This window comes from Shewanella sp., from assembly GCF_013214165.1.
Lineage (GTDB): Bacteria > Pseudomonadota > Gammaproteobacteria > Enterobacterales > Shewanellaceae > Shewanella.
Genome location: NZ_JABSSM010000029.1, coordinates 1 through 16059, shown reverse-complemented (window position 1 = coordinate 16059; position 16059 = coordinate 1). Strand labels below are relative to the sequence as shown.

Below are 16059 nucleotides of genomic sequence, written 5' to 3'. Positions count from 1 at the left end.
TAAAAAGGGCAATTCTATGAAATCAATTAACTGGAACAAAATGTCTGAACTGGGGCTCATCGAGAGAATTAATCGAGAAATCATGCATCCATTAGGCCTGGCTATTTCTCGGAATCCTAAAACAGGAATGTCAGAACATATATTTGTTGCTGATGATGGTTTCTTTGAGTACGGAAATATTGAATCAACAGTAATAAGTGATGAGGAGGTAATACAAAATTTAAAGGTAACGCTCAGTAATCACACCGAAATAAAAATGTATTTCAGCGGCTATCAACCAAAAAGAACACTAACGAACTTAGATCCACCAGGTGACGATTAGTCACTCCGGCAGCATGGTTATAAAGTAGAGTGGAAGCAATTAATCGCCAGTGATCATGCTTGCGCTACAATCAGAAAACGATTTTTTTTAGTGGCTCGATGTGACGGCCTGCCAATCACATGGCCAGGTGTGGTAACTCGGTACCGCCTTTGCTAGCCAAAGCATTGGTTATGGCTAATTACTGTGAGTCTGTACAAATAGAAGAGGTGGCGTAACAGCGATCAATCTGGTAGCAGCTCACAGATTGCTTTTAAATGACTGCATATTTGCTGCTTCTCGGATTCACTCAGTGTTGATAATGACGAATTATCAGCACTGAGTAACTGCACAACATCGATATCTAGCGCTTCGGCTATCGCTAATAATACGCTGAGTTTCATATCATGACCCGCTTCTACTTTACGCAATGTTCTGTCGCTGACGCCGACCTTATCGGCGAGACTGAGTTGCGAGAATTTTTTCATCTTTCTTTGATCAACAATCCTTTGCCCGATCAGTGCCAGGCTGATACGCATAATCACACTTGTAAAATCGGAAAATATCTTCCGTTAATTTTAGCAAATATGTACAGATTATGCCTAAAAGCACTTTTGAAACCCAGTACCATTGCGATCTTACATGGATTTATATATATATTAAGGAGTTACACGGATGTGCATTTTGTTACAGCAAATGGAATTGGTGCTCAATGGAGTTGATACGAACAGACCAAGAGACGCAGATGTGGCACTATCGATAATCGCGATGATTATTCAGCAGGGTTGTGATGAGTTCCGTACTGTGTGTGCTACTCATTGCCCTACAACAGAGCCAGCTCTTGCTGCAACTGCTTGCGCTGAGTCGGGTCCATCGCTCTAGCTAGTTCGGTGACTAATGCGCTCGAGGTGCGGGCGCTAGGGCTTAAGGTGTGACTAAAACTCAAATTGGCCACGAAGGTGTGGCCGCATTCGGGCTCAGTACATGAACAATACAAATCGGCATGGGCCGGACTTAAACGATTAGTCTTACCAATAATCGCTTTTGAACCACAATCCGGACAAATTACTCGCATACCGATCTCCCAATCCCTATGAATGCTAATGCTTTAACTCCGGTAGTTTACGCGATAGCACTGTATTTTTAAACAGTGCAGAAAAGATTACAATATTTGCTTATTTTTCCAAATCAAACACCAACTCCAACTTCCCCCCAACTTCAGGATCTTGCGCTACGGCATTGATCATTTTCTTGATTAACGGCTTAGTCTCATTTTTAAAGTAAACCTCATCGTATTTGGCCGGGTCGCCAAGGCCTGCGGTGTTGGCGGGAATGATGCCAGCTAACCCAGGTGGGAAGCGGTGGGCGTTGAGTACGTCCTGGGCACTGACGTTCTTCACGTTCATAAACTCATCTTTAGATTCGAAGTTACCCACGGGGATGATCTGCAGCCCTTTTTCTTTACCGTTAGGAATATTGACAAATAGACTCTTGAAGTTACCCACGCCCTTGCTGTCTTGAATCTTCTCTTTGATCTCCTGTTCAACTTCGGGGTCCAGGTTCGGGTCGGTGGCATACATGATGAAACCCATGTGGGCGCCATTGAGAAAGTACTTACGGCGAAACAGGGTGGCATCTTCGTTAAGTAGTGCTGCCTGCAGTCCGCCGAGATAATCGGGGCAACCGTAAATCTGCTGTACAGGATCATACTGGCGCACCCAGATCACATCTTTGGCTTTGTAGCGTTTCACCTGCTGATTGCGCTCAAGTACTACCGCGCCACCGTCTTTGGCTGCCCGAGTGCGATAACTGGGCAGAGGAAACAATCGAACCACCTGGCGAAAACCGTTGCGGATCTTGAGCAAGGCCACATCGCCAAATTGTATCTGGTTCAAAAAGGCCGCTTCAACATCTTGTACACTCAAGCCGCCGGAGACATAACGGCTTGCGGCCATATTGGCGCGGCTCTGCACTATGCCGCCATGTTGGGCATTACGGCGGGTAAGGTTCGCCAACAGATGCCGATCGACAGGCGGCTCCCAATAATCATCCATCTGGTTGTAATACAGTGAGTCATAATCGGTGAGCCACATATTTGGCATCACGGTTTCGGGCAGGCTGAAAACCACAGGGGCATTAGTCTGCTCAGGAGTTTCATTACTTTCTGCATCATTGGCAGCTATTTCGGCTTCTATTTCGAGATTGCCCATGTGGATTTACCTTTATGTGCGTGGTTAAGTGGCTCGTTAATTACCGCGTGGGCAATCGCGAAGAATACATCAGCATGGCCAGTGGTTTGATCTCGGCCTGCTTTGAATGTCATGTTGTCGCCGCTGGCGGTATTGGTTTTACGAATCGATAAAAAGCTCATACCGATATCTTTGTGGCAGGCATCCCAGCTGATCCGGCGCGCCTGCACCACATCAATCATCTTGAGTACCAGTCGAATTTTACTGCTGACGCTGTAATGAATCGCCATGGCTTCGCGTGGGTAAAGGGTTTGTATTAGGTCAAATACTCCCGCGCCTATGCCCGTAGTGTCGACGCCAATGTAGGTCACGTGGTACCTGGCAAAAATCTTTTGTATCTCGGCAACGTGATGTTGAAAGTTCAGCCCACGCCAGGCATGTTTCTCCAGTACGCGGAATTTCTCCCCCTTTTTAATGGGCGGCGCTAGCACCACTAAGGTGGCATTGTCGCGCGTTCGTGACGGATCATAGCCTAGCCAAACCTCACGGCTGGCAAATGGCCTCGGGTTCTTGGGTTTAAAGTCGGTCCAATGATCGGCATCGCCCATGCATTTTTCTAAATCACTAAACTTAAATACCGAGTCGGCATCATCGACAAAGATGCACATAAACAAGTTATTAAAATCATCGTCGTTGTACTCGTCGCGCAGCTCATCGATATCGAACAGCTGACAGCCCCCGCGCACAGCGTCCTCGATGGTAACTACATAACGCCACTGCTTATCTGGGCACAAACGGCCATTGTCGCGACATTCATCGAAGCTGGGAAACTCAACATACTCACGATCGCTTTTACCTCTGCGCCAGTGATCTCCCGTCCAGAAGGTATAGGCGGGGTGAGCTTTGGTCGATGGGGTTGAAAAGTAAGTCTTGCGCCACTTCTTGTGGGTTGCCATGGCTGATGCAAGTTTGTTGAGCACATCGAACTTGCCTATCCAAAAGTATTCATCCACATACACATGGCCGTGGTAACTCTGCGCGGTTTTACTGTTGGTACTTAAGAAGCGCAGTTCTGCATCACCGTGGGCGGTATGCAATACAATCGGGTTACCGGTTAACTCAATCTCGAAAAACTCTTGAGCAATGCAGACAATATAAGTACGGAACACTTCGGCCTGAGCTCGTGATGCCGACAGGAATATTTGCGGATCTCCGGTCAACACTGCCTGTTCGAAGGCTTCCCCCGCAAAGTAATAGGTGGCACCAATCTGGCGAGACTTGAGAATATTACGAATACGCTGATGCAAATTCTCATGCATGGTCTTCTGGTATTCGAACAGGGTGGCGAACCAGGGGGCAAAATCATCGGCGGTGAGATGACTCACATCATTCTTACGTTTACGCCCTTTGCGCTTGCCTCTTTGCTGCGCTTCCTCGCTTGAGCCTTTATTGCCCGATCTATTACTAGAGCCGCCATTTTTAGATGAAGTGTTATCCTGTTCACCAGCCGCTGCTCGTTCGAGTGTTGCACGCTGCTTTTTCAGCTTCACATGCTTTTCGATAAGCATATCCAGCTCTTTGATCTGCATGCCCGACTTTTCAGAAATATCGGTTAACAGCACAATCCGGCGGGCTATCGCCTCGTCGACCTCCTCCTCGCGCAGCATATCGCGCCAGCTGTACTTATCTGCCCAGTAATAAACGATGCGGCTATTGGGGAATTCAAGTTCAAGGCGGATCTCTTCCGGGGTCCAGCGTCTTAAATAGAGCCGTTTTGCTGCTTCGCGTATTTCGGGAGAGTATTTAGCCAAGGGTTAATGATGCTCACACAAATGAAAACTGGCCCCAGTGTATTCATTAGTTTCAAGCCTATAACGGACTAAAGTTCGGCTTGTTTCGGATACGGGTAACTATCCGAATTGAGCAGAACTAAACCCAGTGCTTCCATCATTTCATCTGGCTATGCTGGCCACCTAAATCAGATATCACTATCGATTAACCAGCACAGATGGGCCAAATATGAGTCAGTTGAAAACAGATTGGTTGCGTATCGCCACCGAAGGGCAAACATACCGCAATGTACCAATGGAACGTCAATGGCTAGTCGACATTGCTGAAACCTATGACCCTAAAAATTATGGCGCACGTATCTGGCCGGATCATCGCCGCTGGTATGGTGCCTGGGGCGATGTGCTCGAAGTTAAAACCGAAGAACAAGACGGTAAGCTGCGTCTTTTCGCCAAATTAAAACCCAATACCCAACTGGTCTCTGCTAACGAGCAAGACCAAAAGGTATATACCTCTATCGAACTCGACCCCAATTTTGCCCAGTCGGGTAAAGCTTATCTCACAGGTTTGGGCGTAACTGATGAACCAGCCAGTTTAGGTACCGATCGCCTTAAGTTCTCCACTAAAGAACGCTTTGATACTCATCAATATGGCGCGCCTGAACAGCTGGTTATCGGTTATCCCGATGTTGAACACGCCGAAAGTGACGAACAGCCAAAGCAAGAAAAGCAGCTCTTCAGCATTTTGAAGAACTTCTTTAAATCTAATTCGCCAGATCTGGCACCCGAACCTTCTGAGGAAGAACCCATGAATAAAGAACAGTTTGAAGCCTTGATGGGCCAATTTACAGCATTTGGTACTCGTCTTGATGGGCTTGAATCCAAAGCAAAAGCCTTTGGTAAAAAGCCAGAAGGTGATAAAGGCGGCGACGATACGGGCAAGCCAGAAGGTGATAAAGGCGGCGACGATAAGGGTAAGCCAGAAGGCGGAGCGATTACGGCTGAGCAATTTGGCACATTAAACGAAAGCCTCACGGGACTGGTAGCCAAGTTTGAAAGTATGGAAACCAAGTTCAATGCATTAAGCCAAGAGGCTGGGAACCAAGAACCAGACCCTGCAGGTAAGGGTGAATCATTCACCGTTGTGTAGCCGCTGTAATCGATAGCTGACATTCATCACTAAAGAAGAGAGAGCAAAATGAATTTAACACCAGTCGCACTCGGCTGTTTGCTGGCCTATTGCGCCAACATGGCAACAAGCTACGGCGTTGATGATGTTCAACATCAATTCAGCGTTACAGGCCCAATGGAAAGCAAACTCAAAGCCGCCTTGCTTGATTCGGTCGAGTTTCTATCACTCATCACCACCATGGACGTTGACCAGATTAAAGGCCAGGTCGTTAAGGTGGGCAACTATGGTATCGCAACAGGCCGTAAGCGTGATGGGCGCTTCTTCACTGAAAATGGCCTCAATGGTCATGAATATGAATTAGCTGAAACCGATTCCTGTTCTACGGTGCCGTGGGCGACCCTTGCCGTGTGGGCTAATGCTGGCACCCAAGGCCAGTTTATGCAGCTGATGAGTCAAAACTCAACCTTGCGTTTTGCTCTCGATATGCTGCGTGTTGGCTTTAACGGTAAAACGGTCGCGGTTGATTCGGATCCTGAGGCTAACCCCATGGGTGAAGACGTCAACAAAGGCTGGCATCAAATCGTTAAAGAGAAAGCGCCTGCGCAAGTCATGACTGATCCTATCTACTTTAACCCTGACGCCACTGGTGTACTGAAAGATGGCGAGTACAAAACACTCGATGCCATTGTCACCGAAATTAAAAACACCTTGATCCATCCCTCTTTGCGGAATGACCCGCGTTTGGTTGTCTTGGTGGGTAGCGACTTAACCGCAACCGCCCAAACCAAGATGATGAATGAGGCCGACAAGCCGAGTGAGAAAGTGGCCGCGCAACAGATGGATAAATCGATTGGTGGGTTAAAAGCATACACGCCGCCGTTCTTCCCCGGTAAACGTATCACGGTCACTCTGTTGACTAACCTGCACATCTATACCCAGAAGGGCACCCGCTCGCGTAAGTCGGAGAATGTTGAAGATCGTAAGCAACATGAAGACAAGTATTGGCGTATGGAAGGTTATGCCATCGAAGAGTTCGAAGGTTATGCCGCAGTCGATGAGGCCGCAATGAACATAGGTCCCGCACCTGCTGCTTAACGCTTAGATATTTACCACTGCCTGGCTAATGGCTCAACTCATTAGCCAGGCCATTAAATTAGCCAGCGCATAACCATAACCATAACAATAACCAACAGAGGGACCATCATGAGCGTCTTTGCCAATTTCAAAAAACGCCACCAAGCCGAGAAGGCTAACAAAGCTGAACTCGAACGTTTTAGTCAGGGAGTGGCTAAGGCTGGTAAAAAGTTAGTTGATACTTTGCAGAACCTGTCGGAGCAAAGCAAACAGAAAACAGCATTAGAGCTTCTCGCCGCATTACTTGGTTGTGATGAACAAGACGCCATTGCCAAAGCGACTGAGCTAGTAGAGCAAAGGGCGCAGTTTGTTGAAATGACGATTGGTGTTGATCCTGCGTCCGGTGGTGACAAAACCGTTACCGCAGAAGTAACCAAAGATGATAACGGCAACATCACCGATATCAACTTACAAGATAGCGCCGATACGGCAACCATTGCCGCTAATGATTTAGCTGATTCCGCAGACACGGTAAATGAAACCGCCGGCACTCTGAATGATGCTGCCAACGATGCCGCAGGCTCTGCTTCTGAGTTATCGCATACCGCCGAAGATGTGGCTGACAGCGCCAACACTATTGCCGAAGCTGCAGTGGAGGCAAGCCAAGCCACAGCCGATCTTAAAGAAGTGACCGCAGAGCTAAAAAAGCCGTTGGCGGGGCCTCAATCCTCGCCTTCAGAGAAAAATGCCAAGCCAAAAAGCAGCTTGAACAGGTAGCGCATACCGGGAGCGCATCATACGCCCCCAGTTTGCATTTGCAGTTGATTGAACTCGATGCCGACCTGAAAAAGCTCAAGGGCTTCGCCAGACGGCAAGACAAGATAACTCACAAGCGCGAAGTGTTGCTGCCCAAGTGGCAACCCATAGTTGATAAGTATCTGGCCGATGTGGCCGTAAAGGAGATTGAACCCAGTGATCACCCTATATTTTCTCGTTGCATTATTTGGCTGTTCGATATTGCTGACTTTGGCCGAGCGCTTGAATTCGCCTTTAAGGCCATCGAACTGGGCCAACCGACAGGTATTCGCCGCAACTGGCCGAGCTTTATCTCAGATACGGTATTCGATTGGGCAGAAGAACAAGCCGAAAATGGCCACAGCATTGAGCCGTATTTCAGCCAGGTGTTTAACCGCGTGGTTAACGATTGGAAGCTGGCAGAACAGATCACCGCAAAATATTACAAGTTCGCGGGTTTGGCGCTACTGCGAGCAACAAATGGCGATGTTAAACCAACACAAGTGGGTGATATCAGCGCGTTACAGCAAGCTGATGGGCTACTTGAAAAAGCCGCCAGTTTGCATAAAAACGTAGGTGTTAAGACAGTAAGAAACAAGATTGATATGAGAATACGTGCATTAGAAGCTTATGGCTCACAGGAGCAAAGTTAATAGTGCTGGGACCGACTCCCAACCCTCCAGTGCGCTAGCCGAGTGTTTAACAGGTGACTGTTAATAACCACGTCGACGCTAACCGCACTGAACCCAATTAGCTGTTGCACAGCCATGAGCGCACTGAGTGCTTGTTATTGAGAGTGAGATGAATGATATGAGCGGATTCGGTTTTAACGCAGGTGAACAAACAAGCATTGCTATCGATTCTGGTGACGGGAGTGATAGCGGCTGGCCTGAACTGTCGACGGGCGAATTTCGTCAGCACCGCCGTATTCCTGAGTTTTACGAAGAGGCTGTGATCGCCGATTCACTCAATCGCAGCAGCGAAGAAGTTCAACAGCAACTTAGTAGTTTCATCATGAAACAGGGAACGGACGCTTCTTTTACCCTGAATGAAAATTCAATCCCTGTATTTACAGAGAAGCAGAGAAGCATTTATCGCGGAGCCGTTTATGCGCGTTCCCATGCCGATCTGCTGGGCTATTTTTCTGCTGTAGACCAAAAGGAATCGGGAGCCAATAAAGCCAGCGACCCCGAACAGCAAGATGCCATTTTAGCCCAAAGTAATCGAAGCGTTCGTCTGCTGCTTGGTCTTGGCCGTGCGGGAGTGCACAGCCTATGAGCCAGAAAACCCAACTGCAGCTTGTCACAGAGTTTTTACTGACCAGCCTTAAACCGCATATCAAAGCGAATAATATCGATGCATGGCAGGAACACGGCACACTAGTGATCTGCAATCAAGACTTAGGTCTCGAGGGGTACCGCATCGCCAAGTGGAAACACACGGCTGTTATCCATATACAGAGTTTTCCTCACCTCAAGGTGAACCCATACAACCTGCTTGCGCTCATAGCGACCTTTCTGATCGACAGTGGTTGGGATAGAGAGACCTATGACTTGGCCGATCCCGATATCGATATCGACGCCGAAAGCGACGACAACACCACAATATTGATTGAGCTGCAGCTGCTTGATGACATTGAGATTATCCCCGATGCAAATGGCGGTATTAAGTTCAATGCTCAGAACTATAGCTTAGATATTGCGCCGGTTAATGTGGCCGAAACCATAGATACCGTGGTCAGTATTGGTGGTGATACATGAGTTTAGTCATCACCCCAAATAAGCAACAGGCCTTAAGCCTTAAAAACCAATTATTGCTGTTATCGCTGCCAGCTAATAAACGTGTCCGAATCTTAAAAACGTTAGGGATATATGAACGTAAATTGGCCAGAGAACGAATTAAAAAACAGAAAGACGTAAACGGTAAACCGTTCAATCCGCGTAAAGGAAGTGGCAAGGGTAAATTATTAAAACGACTAGGCAAAACTCTTAAGCCATTTGTTTTTAATAAGAACAGATTAGAACTCAAGCATGAGAATCCATCAGTAGGTAAGGTTGCCGCTTTTCACTCAGAAGGTGGGGCTTTTACGATGAACAAAACAAGGGTGGACCGAAGGTTTGGAAAGCTTAACAAGAATCAACCATGCAGCCGTGGCATGGCAAAAGCACTATCAAAAAAAGGTTTTAAGGTTAGAAAAAACAAAGGTAAAGGCTATCGCAGAGCAACGATAAAAGAACTTATGTCAACTCTAACAATGACTCAAGCAGGTGCGATATTAAAAAGGCTTCGTAACAGAGAGGACAAATCAAGTTGGCAAACAAAAGCACCTCCGCGCTCATTCTTAGGCGATAGCACCGTCAACGTACAGCGTCAGCTAGCCCAAATTATTGAGCAAATTAACTAAATGAACCGTTCACAGATAGAGAGGATAACCCTATGTCATTAGGTGAAGTGACCGTCAACAATCAAAACCAAGGACAGGGCGAGGTGCAAGCAATCGAGCGCCACTTCCTGTTTATCGGTTTAGCGGGTAAATCGGAAGAGGAGAGTCAGCTTTTCTCTGTCAACGCCCAGAGTGATCTCAAAGTTATGTTTGTCGACAGTAACCTGCGTAAACAGCTTATTGCGGCACAGCTTAACGCAGGCCAGAACTGGACGGCGGCAGCGTATCCACTTGCTACAGACGAAACCATAGCCACGGCCATCGGTCACGCTAACGAAGTACAGAGCTTCGAAACGGTCGTTGTCTGTGACGCTCAAACCACAGCCCTAGCTATCAGCGGTATTTCAGATGCCGTATTAGCCCTGCAAGGCTCACACGGTCGTTGGTGTTCAGCCATCGTTGCACTACCTGGTATCGATAAAGACAGCGAAACGTGGGCCGTCTATGAAGCCAAGATGACGGCGCTGGTTGCGGGGTTAGCCCTGCCGTTAGTGGTGCCGGTACCTCAACTTAATGGCAATAACGCGGGTGTACTCGCTGGCCGTCTATGTAACCGCAGTGTCAGCATTGCAGATTCCCCCATGCGCGTGGCCACCGGCTCAGTTGCCGGATTGGGCGCTATGCCAACCGATTCAGCCGACGCCCCGCTAGCGCTGGCCAGCCTCAACACCTTAGCCAAGGCGCGACTCAGTGTGCCCCAGTGGTACCCAGATGTGGCCGGAATTTATTGGGGGGATGGTTCAACCTTGGAAGTAGACGGCGGCGATTTTCAGGTGATTGAAAACCTGCGCGTGGTACACAAGGCCAGTCGTGAAGTCCGCGTTCGCGGCATCTTGCGTGTAGCCAACCGCATCCTTAACTCAACGCCTGCCAGCATCGAGCTCAACAAGGCTTACTTTATCAAGCCGCTACGAATGATGAGTAAAACCACCACGGTAAATGGGGTGCCGTTCCCTGGTGACATCATGCCGCCACGCGAGGGCGATATATCAATTGTGTGGATGAGTAAAACCAAAGTCACTATCACAATGGTTGTGCGTCCATATAACAGCCCTAAGTCGATTACAGTCAACATCATGTTGGATCTTAGCGTTATCTAAACGCCGATTCTTATGCAACGACTAACGTAACGACTACACAACGAATTAGGAGCAAACAAGATGCGTTTATCAGGAATGAATTTTAGAACCCATCTGGGTGATACCGCAATACAAGTCGATTCTGCATCGGTAACGATTACTGATAACAGCGGGGTGTCACAAACAGGCGGTGTGCCCGACGGTGCCGTCGATGGCGATGTGGCGGGAAGTGGTGAACTAACCGTTAACGCGGCTAATTTTGCATTAATCAGCCAACAAGCTAAATCAGCGGGCTCTTGGCGAGCAATGCCTAATTTCGATATTCAGTTTTATGCCAAAACTTCACAAGACGAAATGAAGGTCGAGTGCTTCGGGTGCCGTATCAAACTGAGTGATCTGCTCGATATCGATCCGAAAGGCGGCAGTGCCAGCTTGTTTAAAATCCCGTTCGATATCACAAGTCCCGATTTTGTGCATATCGATGGTGTGCCGTACCTGCGCCCCGAAGAAATCGAAAACATAGTTCAGTAACCAAAGTTCAGTAACCAAAGTTCAATAAGGGCCAGTCAATGGATGATGCAGATTTAGCGGTAAAACATGAACAACGGGCAGAAGAGAGAGACAGGGCGCGGCGCATGTTAGCTAAACCTGCAAAACCCAGTGCCAGCCTTTGTATCGAATGTGATGAGGCTATCAGTCAAGCAAGGCAGCAAGCGGTGCCAGGTGTTGAACTGTGTATTGCGTGTCAGACGATAAGTGAGCGTAAATGATGAGCCAATTAAAAAACAGATTGATTGAAGAACTGATCGAACGCGAGGGCGGTTACGTCAATGACCCGACCGATCGCGGCGGTGAAACCATGTATGGCATCACGTTGAAAACGGCTCGTGCTCATGGGTATCAAGGTGAAATGAAGTTGCTGCCTTATGAGATGGCGTTTCATATCTACAAGAAAACCTATTGGGACCCGCTAAAGCTTGATGCGATAAGCCAGCACAGTGAAGCACTCACCGAGCAGTTGTTTGATTTTGGGGTGAACTCTGCGCCATTTCATGCCGCCAAGGCCTTACAAACCACGCTTAATGTGATGAACAAGCAGCAAACCCTTTATGCCGATTTAACCGCTGACGGCATCTTGGGCAGTCGCTCTATTTATGCGCTCAACGCGTTTTTACAGCACCGCAAGCGTAAAGGGTTAGCCGTATTAACCGAGGCTATACGCGGCTTAAGAATCGCGTTTTGTATCGATATTGCTGTAAACGATGAAAGCCAAGAGAAGTATCAGTTTGGCTGGATATCTCGAATAGTAGAGTTGTAGCTATGAACTTATTAAGCATTCTTGGAAGAGTTGGCACTTCAATACTAGCTGACGTGATCCCCGGTGGTAACGCTATTCTCAAGGTGATTAATGAGTTTCTTCCCGATGACAGCAAGTTAGGCGATAAGGCCACAGGCGCCGAAATACAAGATGCTGTTTCGTCACTGCCAGCCGAAGTGCAGGCCCAAGTGTTAACCAAAAAATTCGATGTCGAAATTACCGCCATTAAAGAGTACACCAATGTGATCCAAGCCTTGGGTGACGTGGATAAAACCGGTAATTCAACCCGACCGGCTATTGCCATGATGATGGCCCGAATAGTGGCGTTCTCTGTGGTAGTGCTTATCTCGTTTCTAGCCGTGGCCATGTTTAACAAAGATACCGAAATCATCACGGCCATTGGTGAAAGCTGGCCTTTGATTATTGCCATTTTAGGTACACCAACTGCGCTCTTACGTGCTTACTTTGGCATGCGAACCAAAGAGAAACAGCAGAAGTATCAGGCCGTGTCGAATGCCGCCCCTGAATCCATTTTTTCAGGTCTGATTAATCTGGTAGGGAAGAGAAAATGAATCAAGTCGCCACTTGGGTGATGGTTGCCATTGCCTTTATGAGTTTGATTTTAGGTGTGCTAGTGCCGGTGATCATCTCGCTATATAACGCCCACAAAACCACAGCTAAAGAACTGAGCGATCACAAAACCCATGTGGCCGAAACCTATGCCACAAAAGATGATATGAAAGACTTAGGTGACCGCATTGAGCGTCAGATGAAAGACGGCTTTAACAACCTCAAAGAACTATTAATTAATCGAAAAGATAAGGATGCAGCATGAAAAAGACAGTGACCCTGACCATAGGCAACACAGAGTTTAAATTTAACATGACCGTGAATGACCACTCAGATTTTGTCGATAGCGTATCTCGCGGTGGATCCGTGTGCAGTGCTTCGCACAACTTTGTGATGCGCGCCATCGATAAATCTCAGAAAGAAGAATTGAAAAATCTCCTCGCCGAGTCACCTGGCGCAGAAGTGCAGATAGCTGGGGCGCTGAAAGGTGAGTTCGCACCGGTGCTGGAAATCGCGGTAAAAAAATAACCGCGCTGGTTGAGTCAATAGATAACAACCAGCTGGAGCAAATGCTGATCATTCGTCGGCATCTGTTACCGCACGAAGACGACAGTGAGCAGTCGATAGCCCGAGCGCTTTGGCTGCATAAAAATCATTTAGAGAGCCTTGAAATAGTCACCGCCAACGGCGTGAACAAGGCCTTCTCTGGTTAATAGTCCAGTTAAGCCGGCTAGGTTATACAGCAACGAGGAGAGTGATCACCAATGAGCCTACCAAAACCGTTAATGTTCACCGTTGGTTTGGTTGATCAGATCACTAAACCGATTGCTAAAATCACTCAGCAATTTAGCGGCCTAGCATCTAACTACCAAGCCGGGACCATGCAGATGGCCACTGGCGTGGGCGGTATTGCTGCAGCGGGTTACGCACTGCAAAGCGCGTTAATGCCAGCAATCGAGATAGATAGAAAATTGGGCAATTTAAAAGGCCTTGGTGTAACTGATGAGGCTTTAAAAGCTGTTACTGCCACCGCCTTTGATTTTTCGCTACAGTACGGCAAAGCAGCAACAGATGTGCTGGACCACACCGCAAAATTGCGCGCGGCCATGGGAGATATGCCTGTCCACGTGATGCAGTCAGCCACAGCATCTAGCGCAACCCTTGCCATGGTGATGAAGTCTGACGCCGATACGGTAACTAAGTATTTCAAAACTCTGTACGGCAACAATAAAGGCCAAGCAGACGCGATGGGCCAAGATAAGTTTATCGAGAAAATAACGGGCATGACTGCCATGGCAAAGCAGCTGTTCGGCACATCTATGGCTGATATGGAGGGCATGGCTGACGGAATGCACTCCTTAACATCGACAATGGGTGTTTCCATGGAGGAGCAGTTTGCTGTGCTGGGCATGTTGAGTCAATCAATGGGACAGGGTGATGCCGTTACTCAATACACCAACTATCTAGAAGGTGTTGCCGGAGCCCAAGAAAAGCTGGGCGTAAAACTGACTGATAGCAAGGGCGACTTGCTGCCCATTATTGATGTTATAGAAAAAATCAAACCGATGATCGAGGGTATGTCTGGGCTTGATGCCCGCACCTTCCTTGATGATGCAGGACTTGGTGATGGTGCACTCGCTATCATTAATATGAGTAAAGACTTGGACAGTCTTAAAACCAATATCGACAGTTTTAAAAATATTAAAGGTATGGGGCCAGCTGAGAAGATGGCTAAAGATATGACAGACCAAAGCGAACGATTATCTCAGTCTTGGTTCGTTATCCGCGCTGCCTTTGGCTCTGCAGTACTACCGGCTTTCAATCAGTTTGTCGGTTGGATAGCAGACATGGGTAAACAAATAATCTGGTTTACCCAAACCTTCCCTAACTTAACCCGTGTTCTTGGTTATGGCGCCATAGCTATTCTCGGCCTAGTTGCCGCAGGTGGTGCGTTTACCGTGATGATGGGTGTCGGCAAGATGGCCATGACTGCCTATGGCGTTGCCGCTATGGCATGGGCGGGCATCAATGCGGTGCTAACCTCTGGTATGGCAGGCCTTCGCGGCATGATGCTAGCGGTGAACCTTGCTATGTATGCCAACCCGATAGGGCTGGTTGTTGCAGGTATTGCAGCTTTAATCGGCGTGATAGGGCTGGCCGTTTATTATTTTGACGACCTACGCAACATGATGTCAGGTACTGCGTGGGGTGAGCCAATTCTATTTGCAATAGATGCTATTGCTGATTTAGTTAAAACCTTAGGCGGCATTGCACTCAGCGTGTTTGGTAGCTTTTTCAGTATTGTTGCCACTGTATTCAATGCGCTAAAACCACTTGCGAGTTTCTTGCTTGATGTCGTTGTGTTTGCCCTCAAATTAATCGGCGGTGTTTGCTTGGCCGTGTTTGGTGCCATAGCCTATGGGATCGGTGCGCTCGTTAATGGGTTAACCTTGATTGTGGACGGGTTGGCATGGATTGGCACCGGTATTGGTGATGCTTTTACCGCGGCGTTTAATTTTGTGGGGGCAGGCTGGGCGGAACTTGTCGCGACCATGTCTGAATGGGGATGGGTACAAGGGCTAGTTAAGGTGTTCAAAGATGTGTGGGCATCGTTAAAAAGCATGGTCATTGATTTCCTTAATTTCATGATCGGCAATATTAATATGTTGCCAGGTATTGATATTGATTTAATCCCCAATGTAGATACCAGCGAAGCGACCAAAGCCATCGACAGCATACCAAAGCAAGTGATCCCAGAGTTTATTCAAAACCATAATCAACAAGCTGTGCCTGCTTGGATGCAGCAAACCGCTGCCAATGATGCAGCGAACGCGGCCCCCATGAATGGCCCTTGGCTAAATGCGCCTGCTATGACTAACCCGGTCGTGCAAGCAACAGGCGATAACGTCACCCGCTTACCGGTTGAGCAAAACCAGCTTTCGCCTATGGTGCCTGAGTCATTAATGCAAACCGTGGATCTGCAGGGTGGCCAACTGCCAACAGTGTCAACACAGCCAATGGTTCAGCCTGTTGAAATACAACGCGACCAGCTGCCATTGGTAGCCGCACCATCACTGATTCAAACAGTAGAGATGCAGCGAAGCGCCTTATCTCCTTATCAGCCCGAAGCCATGACCCAGCAACTCGATATCAAGCCTGTGGCAAACGAGTCTATGGCCAACGCCATTAAGCCGCGCATTAATCAACAAGCTGCAATGAGCGCCAAGGCTAGCAGAGCGGCCAGCCAATCAAACAGCAAGAGCCTGAGCTTTGGCGATGTGATCATTAAGCATCCACCAAAGAACTTTAGCCTTGCTGAAATCGCCGACCAACAGGAGTTAATGACCGGATGACCACTGACACGAATCAGAGCC

At 48.0% G+C, this 16059-nt stretch carries 21 protein-coding genes; 17 read left to right on the top strand and 4 right to left on the bottom strand.

Annotated elements, in window-relative coordinates:
• The first annotated feature begins 16 nt into the window (after positions 1-16).
• Entirely contained in the window at positions 17-322 is a 306-nt protein-coding gene (locus tag HRU42_RS10395) for a hypothetical protein (protein WP_295030887.1), read from the top strand.
• 221 nt (positions 323-543) lie between these two features.
• Here the strand turns inward: HRU42_RS10395 and HRU42_RS10390 are convergent, their stop codons facing one another.
• From HRU42_RS10390 to HRU42_RS10375, 4 genes are all read right to left on the bottom strand, one after another.
• Complete coding sequence (locus tag HRU42_RS10390) at positions 544-786, bottom strand: helix-turn-helix domain-containing protein (protein WP_367227165.1); 243 nt, start codon at positions 784-786, stop codon at positions 544-546.
• A 335-nt stretch (positions 787-1121) separates the two neighbouring features.
• The gene (locus tag HRU42_RS10385) at positions 1122-1373 is read right to left on the bottom strand and encodes an ogr/Delta-like zinc finger family protein (protein ID WP_295030883.1); all 252 of its coding nucleotides are present in this window, start codon (positions 1371-1373) and stop codon (positions 1122-1124) included.
• A gap of 100 nt (positions 1374-1473) precedes the next feature.
• Complete coding sequence (locus tag HRU42_RS10380; protein ID WP_295030882.1) at positions 1474-2508, bottom strand: phage portal protein; 1035 nt, start codon at positions 2506-2508, stop codon at positions 1474-1476.
• Positions 2490-4298: a terminase family protein gene (locus HRU42_RS10375; protein WP_295030880.1), complete on the bottom strand. Its 1809-nt coding sequence runs from the start codon at positions 4296-4298 to the stop codon at positions 2490-2492. The genes HRU42_RS10380 and HRU42_RS10375 overlap by 19 nt, the downstream gene beginning before the upstream one ends.
• Before the next feature lie 208 nt (positions 4299-4506).
• Between HRU42_RS10375 and HRU42_RS10370 the strand changes: the two genes are divergently transcribed.
• The 16 genes from HRU42_RS10370 to HRU42_RS10295 all read left to right on the top strand — a co-directional run bounded on the left by HRU42_RS10370 (position 4507) and on the right by HRU42_RS10295 (position 16038).
• Positions 4507-5424 (top strand): GPO family capsid scaffolding protein, encoded by a 918-nt coding sequence (locus HRU42_RS10370; RefSeq protein ID WP_295030878.1) that lies wholly within the window; start codon positions 4507-4509, stop codon positions 5422-5424.
• A 48-nt stretch (positions 5425-5472) separates the two neighbouring features.
• The gene (locus HRU42_RS10365) at positions 5473-6501 is read left to right on the top strand and encodes a phage major capsid protein, P2 family (RefSeq protein WP_295030876.1); all 1029 of its coding nucleotides are present in this window, start codon (positions 5473-5475) and stop codon (positions 6499-6501) included.
• Between the two features lie 108 nt (positions 6502-6609).
• Positions 6610-7257, top strand: a complete 648-nt coding sequence (locus HRU42_RS10360) for a hypothetical protein (RefSeq protein WP_295030874.1) — start codon at positions 6610-6612, stop codon at positions 7255-7257.
• Between the two features lie 44 nt (positions 7258-7301).
• Complete coding sequence (gene gpM, locus HRU42_RS10355) at positions 7302-7928, top strand: phage terminase small subunit (RefSeq protein WP_295030872.1); 627 nt, start codon at positions 7302-7304, stop codon at positions 7926-7928.
• A gap of 127 nt (positions 7929-8055) precedes the next feature.
• Positions 8056-8553 carry a head completion/stabilization protein gene (locus tag HRU42_RS10350; protein WP_295030870.1) on the top strand — a complete coding sequence of 166 codons (498 nt, stop codon included), beginning with the start codon at positions 8056-8058 and terminating at the stop codon, positions 8551-8553.
• The gene (locus HRU42_RS10345; protein ID WP_295030869.1) at positions 8550-9035 is read left to right on the top strand and encodes a phage tail protein; all 486 of its coding nucleotides are present in this window, start codon (positions 8550-8552) and stop codon (positions 9033-9035) included. Before HRU42_RS10350 ends, HRU42_RS10345 begins: the two co-directional genes overlap by 4 nt.
• The gene (locus HRU42_RS10340) at positions 9032-9679 is read left to right on the top strand and encodes a hypothetical protein (protein ID WP_295030868.1); all 648 of its coding nucleotides are present in this window, start codon (positions 9032-9034) and stop codon (positions 9677-9679) included. Before HRU42_RS10345 ends, HRU42_RS10340 begins: the two co-directional genes overlap by 4 nt.
• 32 nt (positions 9680-9711) lie before the next feature.
• On the top strand, positions 9712-10818 hold the full coding sequence (locus tag HRU42_RS10335; protein WP_295030867.1) for a DUF2586 domain-containing protein: 1107 nt from the start codon (positions 9712-9714) through the stop codon (positions 10816-10818).
• Between the two features lie 60 nt (positions 10819-10878).
• Entirely contained in the window at positions 10879-11328 is a 450-nt protein-coding gene (locus HRU42_RS10330) for a phage protein (RefSeq protein WP_295030865.1), read from the top strand.
• Positions 11329-11366: 38 nt separating this feature from the next.
• Positions 11367-11567 carry a TraR/DksA C4-type zinc finger protein gene (locus HRU42_RS10325; protein ID WP_295030864.1) on the top strand — a complete coding sequence of 67 codons (201 nt, stop codon included), beginning with the start codon at positions 11367-11369 and terminating at the stop codon, positions 11565-11567.
• A complete protein-coding gene (locus tag HRU42_RS10320) occupies positions 11567-12115 on the top strand; it encodes a glycoside hydrolase family 108 protein (RefSeq protein ID WP_295030861.1) in 549 nt (182 codons plus the stop codon). Before HRU42_RS10325 ends, HRU42_RS10320 begins: the two co-directional genes overlap by 1 nt.
• Positions 12116-12117: 2 nt before the next feature.
• Positions 12118-12687 (top strand): hypothetical protein, encoded by a 570-nt coding sequence (locus tag HRU42_RS10315; RefSeq protein ID WP_295030860.1) that lies wholly within the window; start codon positions 12118-12120, stop codon positions 12685-12687.
• Positions 12684-12950, top strand: coding sequence for a hypothetical protein (locus HRU42_RS10310; RefSeq protein ID WP_295030859.1), 267 nt, complete (start codon positions 12684-12686; stop codon positions 12948-12950). The genes HRU42_RS10315 and HRU42_RS10310 overlap by 4 nt, the downstream gene beginning before the upstream one ends.
• The gene (locus HRU42_RS10305; RefSeq protein ID WP_295030858.1) at positions 12947-13213 is read left to right on the top strand and encodes a putative phage tail assembly chaperone; all 267 of its coding nucleotides are present in this window, start codon (positions 12947-12949) and stop codon (positions 13211-13213) included. Before HRU42_RS10310 ends, HRU42_RS10305 begins: the two co-directional genes overlap by 4 nt.
• 41 nt (positions 13214-13254) lie before the next feature.
• A complete protein-coding gene (locus HRU42_RS10300) occupies positions 13255-13398 on the top strand; it encodes a hypothetical protein (RefSeq protein ID WP_295030856.1) in 144 nt (47 codons plus the stop codon).
• A gap of 51 nt (positions 13399-13449) precedes the next feature.
• Positions 13450-16038, top strand: a complete 2589-nt coding sequence (locus HRU42_RS10295; RefSeq protein ID WP_295030855.1) for a phage tail tape measure protein — start codon at positions 13450-13452, stop codon at positions 16036-16038.
• Positions 16039-16059 lie beyond the last annotated feature (21 nt).